The sequence below is a fragment of the Caballeronia sp. HLA56 genome, from assembly GCF_054655155.1.
This window is the reverse complement of record NZ_BAAHOB010000002.1, coordinates 1,054,602-1,067,168: the sequence shown is the minus strand read 5'-3', so window position 1 is coordinate 1,067,168 and position 12,567 is coordinate 1,054,602. Positions and strand designations below refer to the sequence as shown.

At 58.7% G+C, this 12,567-nt stretch carries 11 protein-coding genes; 6 read left to right on the top strand and 5 right to left on the bottom strand.

The window, feature by feature from the left end; genetic code table 11:
* Positions 1-38: 38 nt before the first annotated feature.
* Entirely contained in the window at positions 39-632 is a 594-nt protein-coding gene (locus ACYQ47_RS11240) for a LysE family translocator (protein ID WP_310392361.1), read from the top strand.
* A gap of 36 nt (positions 633-668) precedes the next feature.
* Here the strand turns inward: ACYQ47_RS11240 and ACYQ47_RS11235 are convergent, their stop codons facing one another.
* Positions 669-2,024 (bottom strand): MFS transporter, encoded by a 1,356-nt coding sequence (locus tag ACYQ47_RS11235; RefSeq protein ID WP_459905419.1) that lies wholly within the window; start codon positions 2,022-2,024, stop codon positions 669-671.
* A gap of 375 nt (positions 2,025-2,399) precedes the next feature.
* Here ACYQ47_RS11235 and ACYQ47_RS11230 point away from each other — a divergent pair, with 375 nt between their 5' ends.
* On the top strand, positions 2,400-3,233 hold the full coding sequence (locus ACYQ47_RS11230) for a sugar phosphate isomerase/epimerase family protein (RefSeq protein ID WP_459905418.1): 834 nt from the start codon (positions 2,400-2,402) through the stop codon (positions 3,231-3,233).
* Positions 3,223-4,092 carry an alpha/beta fold hydrolase gene (locus ACYQ47_RS11225; RefSeq protein WP_459905417.1) on the top strand — a complete coding sequence of 290 codons (870 nt, stop codon included), beginning with the start codon at positions 3,223-3,225 and terminating at the stop codon, positions 4,090-4,092. The genes ACYQ47_RS11230 and ACYQ47_RS11225 overlap by 11 nt, the downstream gene beginning before the upstream one ends.
* Before the next feature lie 97 nt (positions 4,093-4,189).
* Here ACYQ47_RS11225 and ACYQ47_RS11220 read toward each other — a convergent pair whose 3' ends face one another.
* Positions 4,190-5,098 carry a LysR family transcriptional regulator gene (locus ACYQ47_RS11220; RefSeq protein WP_250468233.1) on the bottom strand — a complete coding sequence of 303 codons (909 nt, stop codon included), beginning with the start codon at positions 5,096-5,098 and terminating at the stop codon, positions 4,190-4,192.
* A gap of 94 nt (positions 5,099-5,192) precedes the next feature.
* Between ACYQ47_RS11220 and ACYQ47_RS11215 the strand changes: the two genes are divergently transcribed.
* From ACYQ47_RS11215 to ACYQ47_RS11205, 3 genes are all read left to right on the top strand, one after another.
* Positions 5,193-5,966: a 3-ketoacyl-ACP reductase gene (locus ACYQ47_RS11215; protein ID WP_250468234.1), complete on the top strand. Its 774-nt coding sequence runs from the start codon at positions 5,193-5,195 to the stop codon at positions 5,964-5,966.
* A gap of 53 nt (positions 5,967-6,019) precedes the next feature.
* The gene (locus ACYQ47_RS11210) at positions 6,020-6,775 is read left to right on the top strand and encodes an alpha/beta fold hydrolase (RefSeq protein WP_459905416.1); all 756 of its coding nucleotides are present in this window, start codon (positions 6,020-6,022) and stop codon (positions 6,773-6,775) included.
* Positions 6,776-6,954: 179 nt separating this feature from the next.
* Entirely contained in the window at positions 6,955-7,713 is a 759-nt protein-coding gene (locus ACYQ47_RS11205) for an alpha/beta fold hydrolase (protein ID WP_459905415.1), read from the top strand.
* Between the two features lie 50 nt (positions 7,714-7,763).
* Here ACYQ47_RS11205 and ACYQ47_RS11200 read toward each other — a convergent pair whose 3' ends face one another.
* The 3 genes from ACYQ47_RS11200 to ACYQ47_RS11190 all read right to left on the bottom strand — a co-directional run bounded on the left by ACYQ47_RS11200 (position 7,764) and on the right by ACYQ47_RS11190 (position 12,211).
* A complete protein-coding gene (locus tag ACYQ47_RS11200; protein ID WP_459905414.1) occupies positions 7,764-8,996 on the bottom strand; it encodes a GNAT family N-acetyltransferase in 1,233 nt (410 codons plus the stop codon).
* Between the two features lie 107 nt (positions 8,997-9,103).
* On the bottom strand, positions 9,104-9,886 hold the full coding sequence (locus tag ACYQ47_RS11195; RefSeq protein WP_459905413.1) for a GNAT family N-acetyltransferase: 783 nt from the start codon (positions 9,884-9,886) through the stop codon (positions 9,104-9,106).
* Between the two features lie 771 nt (positions 9,887-10,657).
* Positions 10,658-12,211, bottom strand: coding sequence for a sensor histidine kinase (locus ACYQ47_RS11190; RefSeq protein WP_459905412.1), 1,554 nt, complete (start codon positions 12,209-12,211; stop codon positions 10,658-10,660).
* Positions 12,212-12,567 lie beyond the last annotated feature (356 nt).

Here is a 12,567-nt window from a genome sequence, read left to right as displayed (position 1 = left end):
TCAGTAGAGTGCAAGTCTCGATATCCGCACGCATGTTCATGGCCTCCCTCAACCTCCCGCTTTTTCTCTTCGCAGTCGTCGCGACCATCACGCCCGGCGGCGCCACTACACTTGCCACCGCGTCTGGCGCGCGCTTCGGCTTTATGCGCTCGATCCCGTTGATGCTCGGCATCGCCATCGGTCTTGCCGTGCTCGGCGCGTTCGCCGCACTCGGGCTTGCCGGTATCTTGCTGGCGATGCCCGCGCTGCAAACCGCCGTGAAAGCGCTTGGTTCCGCGTACTTGTTGTGGCTGGCATGGCGCGTCGCCCGAAGCGGACCGCCGAATGAGAACAGCGGTCCCGCGCGGCCGGTCACGTTGATCAACGGCATGCTGCTCTTGTGGCTCAACCCGAAAAGCTGGGCGATGACCGTCGGCGCCGCGGCGTCCTTCGCGCTAGCAGCGGACAGTCCCAACCGGCTTGCGATTCTCCTCGGCGCGGCCTTCGGCGTTGCGGCATGCGGGTCGCTCGTATTGTGGTGCGCGCTCGGTGCATTGCTTGCACGGTTGCTTAGAACGCCGCGTCATTGGCGCGTGGTCAATCTTGCGATGGGTTTGCTGCTGGCCGCATCCGTCTTGTCGATCTGGAGATGACGATGCAGCGCCTTCGGCCAGCAGCAGAGCCCATCATCAATGCATGGTGGCGTCGCGCAACACCGGCGCTGCGTTCCCCCGGCCGCGGCCTTGGACATACGCAGCGACGATGGCGATTGCAATCGGCACCGTCAAGAAGAGGAACAACTGCCCGAAGTTCCACTTGAAGCTTAGAAGCACCGCACCGACCGACGCACCGGAGATGGCACCGAAGCGGCCGATGCCCGTCATCCAGCTCGTGCCTGTCGCTCGAATCTCCGTTGGGTAGTAGCTCGCGGCCATCGCCGTCCAGCCGGTGTTCGTGGAGTTCGTGCAATAACCGAGCAGGAACACGAGCGTGATGAGACCGGCTAGCCCGACGTTCATCTGCGACACCGCCACCGTGAAGACGAGCGCCCCGAATAGTGTCGCGATCATGACCTTGCGCGAATCGAAGCGATCCATCTCCCAGCCGATGACGATGTTCCCGAGCGTGCCGCCCACTTGCATCATCGCGCCGACGAGCGCCGCGTCAGCCAGCGAGAAGTTGTTGTCCTTGACGATAATCGGCAGCCAGCTGTTCAGGAAGTAGACCGTCATCAAGTTCATGAAGAGCCCGACCCAGAGCGCGAGCGTGACCGTGGTATGCGGTTTCGACACGATGAGGCGAATCACGCCCTTGCCGGCGTGTTCGCGTTCGGGCGTCACGAAGCCGGTCGAACCGTTTACCGTGCCGGGCTGAATTTCGTTGATGATCTTCGCAAGCGCCGTGCGTCCCTCGTGCTTCAGAGCTAAAAACTTCGCGGATTCCGGCAAAACGAAGAACAGCAGAACCGCGAAGAGAAGCGGCACGATGCCGCCGACGACCAGTATGGAATGCCAGCCGTGAGTCGGCACGAGATAGCTTGAGAGGAAGCCGCCGCCCGCCGCGCCAAGCGTGAAGCCGCAATAGATGACCGTCACCATGACCGAACGATGCTTCTCCGGCGCATATTCGGAAGCAAGCGTCGCGGCGTTCGGCTGCGATGCGCCGAGGCCGAGTCCAGTCAGAAAACGCATCACCGAAAGCACTTCGATGTTCGGCGACCAGGCCGAGGCGAGACTCATCACGCCGAAGAAGATGACCGCGGCGATGATGACCTTGCGACGGCCGAAGCGGTCGGCCAGCGGACCTCCCGTCAGCGCGCCGATCGCGAGACCGAATAGTCCCATGCTCAACACTGGCCCGAGCGCGGCCCGGCTGATCTTCCAGTCGGCGATGAGCGCGGGTGCGATGAATCCCATCGCGACCACATCGAAGCCATCGAGAATCAGGACGACGAGGCCCAGCAAAAGGATCTTCCAATGAAAGCCGCTGAATGGCCTCGTATCCAGGAACTGCTGGACGTTCAATTGCTTTACCGCACTGCTCATCGCTGTCTCCTAGTGTCGTGATTGTTGCGACGCTGCCTCAAGCAGACGACGCATGTATTCGATGCAGTCGACGATGACCTTCTCATCGTCCTCATGAAACGCGAATGAGCGCATGTCGAGGCTGCGTCTTTATCGAAGCGATCTTCTCTGTTTAAAGTTTCAGCAATTGGAAGTCAACGATTTTTATCCATCAGTTCTTGTATGGAAACAAACGAGGGTTTTTCCCGAAGTGCCTGCTGTCCAATTGGTTCGCGCTTCAGGTGATTTTTTCCGGAGAAATGACGCCAAATCTCATGAGCAGAAAGCTAGACTGCTTGTTCCTTTAAGGAAACACGTTCACAACTGAGTTCATTCCAACTTCGGCTTGAGGAAGGCATGCAAAAACTCGCGCGATCCTTTGGAGGCAGCACCTTCTCATTCATGTGTGAAGAGACGGCGCTTGGCGCCATGCGAAAGATGCAGGAGATCGGCCTGAACGACTTCGATGCGTTGGTCGTACCCGGTCATCTTTGGCCGGATGAACTCTCCGCTGCCGATAGATCGAGTCTTGCCAGTACGCTGCGAAGCGAAGGCCTTCGGATCGAATCTTTGAACCTGCCTGCGCTCGATCTGAACCTGGTAAGCCGGGTCGAGCCGTTCAGGCAATACTCCGTCGATCTCTACATCGACACGATGCAACTCGCTTCGGACTTGGGCTGCGGGGCAATCGTCGTCGTGCCGGGCAGGGTGTCTTCGCTCTTTCCTCCGCCGAAAAAGGACACCGAGCTTCTGCTGCGCGATAGCCTGGAGCAGCTTCTGCGCGTGGCGGAACGTCTCGATCAGAAGCTTTACGTCGAGCTTCATCCGCAAACGCCTGTTCCCACGACCGCCGCGATGCTCGCCTTTTTCGATGCTCTGCCGCACGAGAGGCTCCTGATCGCCTATGACGTGTCCAACGCCGAGTTCGTTGGAGAAGATCAGGCCGATGCAGCCAGGCAATGCGCGGCACGCCTTGGCCAGTTGCACCTGTCCGACGGCACACGCAGTCAATGGCGCCACGACCGCGTGGGTTTGGGCTCGGTGCGCTTCGACGAGATCCTCAAGGCTCTCAACGACGTGGACTTCTCCGGTGTCCCGGTTCTGGAGATCATCTCTTCGACGCCACTGGACGATCTGCGCGCGTCCGCGCAGTGCCTGAGCGGTACGCAGGAGCCTCACCATGACCGATGACAACACGTCGCTGCGCTCCCATCGCCTGCATGATGCTCGGCTGGCTTACCGGCGTAGCGGAACGCCCGACGGCAGGCCGACGCTGCTCTTGCTGCACGGATGGCCGCAAACCTCATGGGCATGGCGGCGCGTTATGCCGCTGTTGAGCCGTGACTTCGATGTCATCGCGCCGGATCTTCCGGGCTTCGGCGATTCCTCGAAGCCCGAGTCCGGTTTCGACAAGAAGACCATCGCTCGCAGATTGCATGATCTGGTCGAAGCGCTCGGCGTGAGGCAAGTGGCTATCGTCGGGCACGATCTCGGCGGGCACGTGGCCTATGCATATGCCGCTCAGTGGCCAGATGCGGTCAGTCACTTCGTCTTCGTCGAGAGCAGTCTTCCGGCATTCGGGCAAGAAGAGGCTATGGACGTTTCGCGCGGCGGTAGCTGGCATTTTGGCTTCAACATGGCCGTGGATATTTCAGAGTCGCTCGTGAGCGGCCGCGAGTTTCTGTTCGTCGATCACTTCGTGCATCGGGAGACGGTCGGCGTGTTCGATGCCGACTCGATCAGCCGCGACGACATTGAAGTCTATGCGCGCGCATTGGCGCGACCCGGCGCTTTGCGCTGTTCCTTCAGCTATTACCGCACGCTACCGCTCGATGAAAAGGACAACGCGGTCTGGGGACGCTCGCCGCTTCAGACGCCGTGCCTCGCCATCGGCGCGCAATGGGGATACGGACCGGCATCGGCCCACACGTTGCGTCGCGTGGCATCGAACGTGACGGAGAGGCTTATCGACGATTGCGGTCATTACGTGCCGGAAGAAAGACCAGCGGAATTCGCCGATGCCGTGCGGCAGTTCGTTCTTCAAAGATAGCGCACTGTCCGTTGCGCGCCTATCGATGGATTGGATAAGGCTTATCAAGCTGGCTTTATGGACACCACTTCACTATCTGCCGATACTCGACTCAAGGTTACGATGACGTCGAGTCTTCTAAAAAGAGATCTGCCACGACGGAACGCAGCCATCGATGCCCCGCGTCGTGATGGTTACGCGAATGCCAATGTTGTTTCACCACATAAGCCGAAAGATCGAACGGCAATGCGAACGATCGAATCGATTTTTCCTTGAGCATGAGTACGGCAAGTCGTGATGGGATCATTGCGACGAGATCGGTGCGAGCCGCAATTTCAGCAACGCCGAGGTAACTGGGTACTTCGAGCATGACCCTTCGCGTGAGACGCATCTCGCGCAGGACACGGTTGAGAATAGAGTGACCCGTGCCCGATGGCGTAACCGCGATGTGTCCTTCCGCCAGGAACTCGGCGACACTCGGCCGGCTGCTGAGTCTTGGATGATCCGCGGCGATGATGCCGATATACGTTTCTTCCATCAGCCTCTGTTGATAGAAGCCTTCGTTGAGTTGAGGCATGTAGCCGATAGCAAGTTCGACTTCGCCAGTCTGCATCAAGCCAGCCGTTTCGTCGGCGATATGACTTATCGTCAGTTTGACCTCGGGCGCAATCGAACGTAGCCGGTTGAGCCAGCGAGGCAGCAACACGTTCTGTGCAACGTCGGTCAATGCCACATGAAAGTCGCGATTGGCCAGTGCGGGGTCGAATTGGGTCTGGTACTTCGAGACGACCTCGAACGACGCAAGCAGGTCGAGCACTCGTCCGTAGAGGTCGGTGGCAAATGGCGTGGGTTCCATCCCATGAGGGAAACGCACGAAGAGTGGATCGCGATAGTGCTCGCGCAGCTTTGAAAGATTGAACGAGATGGTCGGTTGCGAGAGACCGAGGTTGACTGCCGTCTGCGAGACGCTGCCCGTCTTGTAGGTCTCCGCGAAGACGGTGAGCAGCTTGACGTCGATGTCTGACATTGTCTTTATCCGATCGATAGGTTCGAAGCACCGGACGAGATTAGCATTCGAAACCGATGGTCGACGAACAACATGAACCAGCCAGGGAGATTGCATGAAGCGTAACGCGCCAGTCGCGATGGTCACAGGCGGTCGAAGAGGCATTGGCCGAGGCATTGTCTGGCATCTCGCGGATGCCGGATTCGACATCGTCATCAACGATCTGTGCGATGACGACGCCATGCGGGAAACCATCGCGGGAGTCGAAGCAAGAGGCCGCAAATGGGCGATGGCGCTCGGCGATATCGCCGAGCTGAACGAGCAGGACGACCTCGCTGAGCGCGCGTGGTCCGCGTTCGGACGCATCGACACGCTCGTCAATAATGCTGGCGTGTCCGTGCTTTCGCGCGGTGACCTGCTCGATGTCTCGGTCGAAAGCTACGATCGCAATCTCGACATCAACCTGCGCGGTCCCTTCTTTCTGACGCAGCGGATTGCGCGTCGAATGCTGAATGAGCCTGATTCGAGTTTGTATCGATCCATCGTGTGCATTTCATCGACGAGCGCGGAAACCGTCAGCATCAACCGTGGCGAATATTGCATCTCCAAAGCGGGCGTCTCGATGATGGTCAAGCTCTTCGCCACGCGTCTTGCCGAGCATGGCATCGCGGTTCACGAGATTCGTCCCGGCATCATTCGCACCGACATGACGTCGGTTTCGGCGGCCAGTTTCGACGAACGCATACGTGATGGACTTACGCCGATTCGCCGATGGGGCACGCCCGACGACATCGGACGCGCGGTCGCGACGCTCGCCATCGGAACGTTCGCCTTCTCGACGGGAAGTGCCTTCGAGCTCGACGCCGGGATGCATATGAATCGCTTGTAGACCAGCGTGCATCGACATCTCTCGCGATTAAACCCATTTCAAGGAGCGCGCAGATGAAGCAAACCATCGTGTTGATACACGGCGCATGGCATTGGGGCGGTTGTTTTCAGAAGGTGGCCACGTTGCTTGCAGCGCGCGGACACTCCGTCATCCACCCGGACTTGAAATCGCACGGATTCGATCCCGCAACCTACGATCAAGTCGAAGACATGGCCGACTACACGGCGTCCGTTGCCGCGTTGCTCGAAAGCGCGCACGAGCCTTTCGTGTTGCTAGGACATAGCATGGGGGGCGTGTCGCTCACTTACCTTGCCGAGGAATATCCGGAGAAGATCAGCAAGCTCATCTACCTTGCCGCGTTCATGACGCCGCCGGGTAAATCGGCCAACGATTACCTTTTATCTGAAGGCTATACGAACGATCCTTCGGTAAAAGCGCTCTTCGAGATTGTGAATGCAACGCCGGATGGCAAGGGCGTAGCGTTGAACGTCGATGACGTCCGCAAAGTGCGGTCGTCGTTCTATGGTGATTGCAGCGATCGGGACGTGGCCGTGGCCGCGGCCAACGTTGCCCGCATCAATGCCACGGCGCCTTACGCTGCGCGGATCGACACGACGAAGGAGCGTTATGGATCGATTCCGCGAGTCTTCATCGAATGCACGAAGGACCTCGCTCTTCCAATCGCGCAACAACGGCTGATGCAAGCCGACGTGCCGGGCGCCGAGGTCGTGACCATCGAGACGAGCCACTCACCATTCTTCTCGCAACCCGCGCAGCTTGCGGAAATCATCGGCGCGGCGATCAGCTAAGCCTCAAGCGTTCGCTTCTCAATTGATGCAATCACTCGATCCGGAGTATGCAGATGTTTTCAGAAGGACAATTCTCCCCAGACGTTCTCCCAGACGGGTTCCGGCATGACGCAGACATTGTCGGAGACGTGAAACTGCACTACGTGACCGGCGGAAGGCCCGTTGGTACAGCGCCAATCATGCTTCTGATCCATGGCTTCCCGCAGAACTGGTGGGAATGGAGCCGCGTGCTCCTGCCGCTCGGCGAAGACTTTACTTTGATCGTCCCTGATCTTCGAGGCGTGGGCTTCTCGGACAAGACGGAAGCGGGCTACACGAAAAAGCAACTCGCGGCAGACCTCTTCGGTCTGGTGAGGAAATTCGGCGACGAGCCGCCCCATGTCGTCGGTCACGATATCGGCGCGATGGTCGCTTACGCCTTCGCATGGCAGTTTCCCGTGCGTTCGCTCACCGTGCTCGACGCGTCCATTCCGGGCATCGGCGATTGGGATGAGATCGCATCGAGTCCCTTGCTCTTTCACTTCTCGTTTCATCAGAAGCCATTCCTTCCGGAAGCCCTGATTTGCGGTGGCCGTGAGCGTATTTATATCAGCGCATTCATCAACGATCGAACCGATAACCCCGCTGCCATATCGGCACGCGACATGGACGAATATGTGCGTGCCTATATGCAACCCGGCGCGTTCCGGGCGGCGATGGAGATGTATCGGCAATTCCCTCAGGATGTCATAGATAACCGCGCGGCGGCGCGGTTGCCGGCAAGCGTCCCGGTTCTCGCGTTGGGCGGCGAGAAGCGTTGGGGCCCGCACATGGTCAGCCGAATGAGCGCCATCGCCGACAATGTGCGCGGCGGTTCGCTGCCCAAGTGCGGACATTTTCTCGCCGAGGAACAACCCGAATTGCTCGTCGCGGCGCTGAGAGAATTTTGCGAGCACTGACGAGCGCTGCGCGCTCGCAGCCGCTGAGCGAGTAGCGCCATCGCGCTAGCTCATTGCGCACTCATTCCCGAGCGCGTGAGACCTGCAACGCTTTTCCCCGGCAGCGAGGACGGAAACTTTGCCATGTCGGCATCGGCTGGCTGAACCGATCCTTGCGCCTCGCTGCCATTCGCTCGCGACGCCTTCCACTCGGCCAGCTTCTTCAAGCAATCTTTCGCAAGGAAAGCGACTCGTCCCCACGGGGAGAGCGCGAGTTCGAAACTCGTGTTGTGAAGAACGTTGCCGCGACTCCAGTAAGCCTTGAAGGGTTCCGATCCGACGCCGAAATCGAGATCCATCTGGTTCTCCCATGCCCACTTGACGCAGCGCTCCATCATGATGGCGCCGGGCGAGAACTTGGCGAAGCTCGGATCGAAGCCCGCGATCAGACCACTTGCGCAAGTCAGCGCCAGTCCGACCATGTTGGCGCACACCGGTGCATTGTCGAGGGTCATCACGAACATCAATGCCGACGACTTCCCACGGCTTCCATCGAGCAGATCGACCAGATAGTCGCGGTATCCCTCCGATTGCAGCCACGGGCCATCCTTGCCGTTTCGTTCGGCCCATTGCCGCTTTTGCGCGAGCATCCAATCGACCCATTTGCGATGCTCGCTCACATCCCGAGCGTCGAGCACCTTGATTTCAAGCGCACCCTCTTTCATGAAGCGGCGCTCCAGCGCGCCGGGCTTTTTCTTCGATAGCGTGGAGAGCGTTTTGCAATACGCCGTCCAGTCGGGTTCCTGGCGCAGGAGCGCCAGAGCCGAGATGTCCTGTCTGGCTACGACGAGACCGCCGTGCCCCGACGCAAGACGGTCGAGCCGCGTGCCTTTGCTCACGTAGGGAATCGAGAACAGATCGATGCGGCTTCCCTTGCTGGCGGCCTGCCACGCAGCTTCGATAGCCGCTTCCGATCCGGTCGATGCGAGGATGCTCGTATGGTCGGCCGTTCCCGATGCCAGCGGCTCGAGGATCGTCCAGAGCGAGCGTCGGCGGCGCACCAGAGGCCAGACGAGCACGAGTTCTCCGCGCTCCCGATATACGATGCAATGCAAGCTACCGCCACGCGGCTTGGCTACTCGCGTCCAGCAGAGCCAGCAAACGTCGAATGACTGGTAATGATGTCCGCCTATACGGGACCATAGCGAGTTCCATTCGTCGCGGAGTGCAAGAAAGTTTTCCGGATCGCTGATGATGCTGATGCCAGTCTGCTGGCGTGTTGCATTGCCGTTCAGTCGCTGCATAACGTTGGCCGATTTGTTATTTTGGATTTACCGCTGCCATGTGCTTCCTTGCGGAAGACACAGACCCCGTTCTCTATGAAATGCTCGAGCGCACCCCTGGCGTTCAATCAAACCGTCGAGACGAACCAGTCCGATTTTCTCGGGCGAATCAGACGGCGGCCTGCCTTGGCCATCGACCAGACGGGACTATGCCGCTCAATCACGATGCGCGGCTTGAGCACGGGCTTGAACCCGCTAAGAAAGCGGAACGTGCTTGCGTTGGGAATGCCGTCGAAGTCGAAGGTCAACTGTCGTTTCATGGCGTCTTCGATAGCCTGCCAGACGAGCACGCTGATCGCACCGCCATGAGCATCCCGCGTGCGCGAAGACAGCATGTAATACGCGGCATGATTGTCGAAGGTGACGCCTATCGCGGCGACGAGCGCGCCGGTCGCGTCGAAGGCGCCAAGCAGATATCCTGCGCCGCGCTCGACGAAAGCATCGACGAGCCGTTGCATCACGCTCGATCCATAGACATTCGAACGACTGCGTGCTTCGAGGTTGCTTTCGTAGAACCGGTTGAATTGCGCAGGTTCGAGTGGCTTCACGGTCACGAACTTCTGACCGGTACGAATCATATTGCGAGTCTTGTAATGCAGACCTTTCCAGAGTTCCTCGATGGAGCGATCGGCGGAGAACTGCAGCGTGTATCGCGTCGACACGGTAAAGCCATTCAGGCCGAACGCAAGGGCATCTTCCACGCGCGGGTCGAAGATCTGATAGAAGCTGTGGACGTCGGGAATCTGCCCGATCAGTTCTTCCGTGATGCTGATGCGATCCAGCATCGCGCGCGTCTTATCGGCTTCGTCGATCTTGAAAGCCGGTCCGAGCGTCCGTGTGAGCGGTGGCATTTGCGAGGTGCGCCAGAGTCCTTTGCGGCTTAGCGAGTACGGCATCTCGCCGACAATTTCGTCGCCGCGCCGAACTTTGGCTGACCGCCAATTGCCATCGGTTGCAATATCGAGCCACCACGGTTCATGAAAGACTGATCGAGGAGCGAGGGCGGCGCTTTCTGATTTCGCTTTTCTTTCTGGCAAAGCGGACGGCTTGGAGCTTTGTCGATCTTTACCTGCCAATCCACGGAGTGTCGATTCGTTAATGGACTTATCTGGCGCAGAAAGTCTTGTCTCGTCCGCGTTGGGAGGCTTGGCAAGAATTGACGATTGCATTTGGTCAGAATGAGTTCTTTTAGTTTAGTGACGTGTCATGAAACAGCGACACCCCCGGTGAAATCTTTATACGCGCACGTACACTCACAGTCGGTGGACTGCGGGCATGCTCGCTTTGTTTTATTGAATCTCGACGCGCGTAGTGGACCGAATCTGCAATACGGCATTCGTCCAATCGGCTCCGCGCTAAATAGATGCTTACGGAATATTACGCGTGCGGGTTCAGGACTCTGTGCGCGACCAAACAATGCACGTCAGGAAAGCTCGGACAATTGCGTTGTCATGGCATGCAAGCTAGTAGGTCAGGGACCACGGCGCTGCCTGCGAGCGTCGCCGGCGCCGCGCTGGTTTGGCATACCGCGTTCGCTATAACAATCGACGCCGATGAGGAAATTCGCACCATCGCGTTACGAGCGGCGTTGCGCTCTCGATCTGTCGCTGGCCTGTCGCCCATCACCTCTTGGTGAACGTTACAACCAGTCGACTAAACGAAACCGACCTGTCGACCCGGACGCTGCCTCCAGACGCGCCACTGAACCGCTGAATCAAGCGCATTCCGAGACCGGTCCCGCTAGGCGTAGGAAAATTCTCCGGAAAGCCGTTGCCTTCATCCTCGACTACTAACGTCAGATTACTCGTCTCGTCCGTCAGACCCACATGAATATGCCCACGACCGTACTTCAACGCGTTCATCGTCATTTCAGCCACGACGAGTCCCAATGTGGTCATCTGCGTCTCGCTCAACGAGACGCCTCTCGCATCGACCGAGATCGATCTGCCTGGGTCTAATTCGGCTATGTGATCGACCACGCCGCTTAGGTAATCCTGCGCATCGGTTTTCAAGGCGTTATTAGTCGAGTACAAACGCTCATGTACCGATCCAATGCAATCCACTCGCGTGGCCGCTGCCTGGAGCTGATGCTTGACGGTTGCGTCTGCTGCCAAACTTGCCTGCAGCGAGAGAAGAGTCTGCACCAACTGGAGACTATTGCGGACGCGATGATGCACTTCCTTGATTGCCAGAGCCGAGTCTTCCAGCCTGGCTTCCTGCGATGAGACCATCTTGACGAGCGCGTCTTCATGCGAGCGCCATTCCGTGATGTTCCGCAGCACCATCAACGCGCCGGTAATGGCGCCGTGCTCATCGAGCACGGGGGAAATGGATACATCCCACGACTGCTCGTCGCCGATGATGGCAGACGCGCTGCGCCCATCGACGCGCGTGGACTTCCCTGCAATGGCTGCGCGAACGGCCTGTGCAATGCGTGCTTGGTCATCGTCGTGCCATAACGCGGTGTGAGCAGCCCCGACGAGGTTGTAGCCATCCTCGAATGCAAATGCGGATTGGCAGGCTTCGTTGGCAAATTCGATTTTTCCGTCCGTCGTCACCAGCAACACGCAGTCGGAACTCGCACCCACGAGTTGAGGCGAAAAGCGTTGTGCCGCGCCGAGTCCGTCCTCGGCCAGGCTCTGTTCCCGGCAGAAGGAAATGATGTTGGCGATAGCCGAAATGAACACCGCGTCGACGTCGGCAAAAGCATGGCTATGCGTGCTATCCACCTCGAGAATGCCGAACGGCTCTCCCATACCTTGAATCGGGACATTGATCGCGCTTTTGAGTCCATGCCGGGCCATGATTGGAGGAACGTTAAATCGCTTGTCCACGTCGATGTCGCCGCTTACGACGATGCGGCGCGTGAGGAACGCCGCGCCAGCAGGATTACTCGCTTCTGCTTCCACTGGAATGAGCCAATCCTCGTCGTCCCATCCAATACCCGCCGTCATGATGAGCGTGTGATTTGAGGCGACGTAGCGCAGCACTTTTGTATGCTGCGCATTCATTCCCTCGGACAGGACCCGGCATGCCTCGTCGAGCACCTTAGGGAAGTGAAGCAACCCGAAAGCCGTGGCGCCAAACGCAACTGACAGCTCCTGTTGCTTGCGCAGACGTTGTGCAACCAGCTTCGACGATACCGACGCCGGCGTTCGCTGCGAATTCGGGGCCATGTCATTCCTCGACGAGATCAGTCTGCTCGAACAGTCTTTTTGAAGGCGGTATGCCGGACGCTATCGCGGCAGTGTGTATTCTGGGGTCAAACCTCGATCTCCTGAATAACTTTTCGATCGACGGCCCGGCCGCGGCTCGACGAGTGGCTTGGTGATTGTCAGTGAAAGCGACCGTCATGCGCAACCTCAAGGCGAATGAATGCCGCATTTTTAGCAGCGCGCCGAGCAAATCGGAGTGGATGGCAGTTGTGACGCATGCTCAGGCATCCATCGTGCGCAGCGTTAGGGAAGACCCCTGGCAAGCGTGAGCCTTTGGGGTTGGACCTAAGGATGCCGAACATCTAGCATCCGGGAAA

Bases quoted from the DNA above. Each gene is read 5' to 3' on its own strand.
- ACYQ47_RS11225 (WP_459905417.1), top strand. From the start codon at position 3,223: ATGACCGATGACAACACGTCGCTGCGCTCCCATCGCCTGCATGATGCT.
- ACYQ47_RS11220 (WP_250468233.1), bottom strand. From the start codon at position 5,098: ATGTCAGACATCGACGTCAAGCTGCTCACCGTCTTCGCGGAGACCTAC.
- ACYQ47_RS11215 (WP_250468234.1), top strand. From the start codon at position 5,193: ATGAAGCGTAACGCGCCAGTCGCGATGGTCACAGGCGGTCGAAGAGGC.
- ACYQ47_RS11240 (WP_310392361.1), top strand. From the start codon at position 39: ATGGCCTCCCTCAACCTCCCGCTTTTTCTCTTCGCAGTCGTCGCGACC.
- ACYQ47_RS11190 (WP_459905412.1), bottom strand. From the start codon at position 12,211: ATGGCCCCGAATTCGCAGCGAACGCCGGCGTCGGTATCGTCGAAGCTG.
- ACYQ47_RS11195 (WP_459905413.1), bottom strand. From the start codon at position 9,886: ATGCCACCGCTCACACGGACGCTCGGACCGGCTTTCAAGATCGACGAA.
- ACYQ47_RS11205 (WP_459905415.1), top strand. From the start codon at position 6,955: ATGCTTCTGATCCATGGCTTCCCGCAGAACTGGTGGGAATGGAGCCGC.
- ACYQ47_RS11200 (WP_459905414.1), bottom strand. From the start codon at position 8,996: ATGCAGCGACTGAACGGCAATGCAACACGCCAGCAGACTGGCATCAGC.
- ACYQ47_RS11230 (WP_459905418.1), top strand. From the start codon at position 2,400: ATGCAAAAACTCGCGCGATCCTTTGGAGGCAGCACCTTCTCATTCATG.
- ACYQ47_RS11210 (WP_459905416.1), top strand. From the start codon at position 6,020: ATGAAGCAAACCATCGTGTTGATACACGGCGCATGGCATTGGGGCGGT.
- ACYQ47_RS11235 (WP_459905419.1), bottom strand. From the start codon at position 2,024: ATGAGCAGTGCGGTAAAGCAATTGAACGTCCAGCAGTTCCTGGATACG.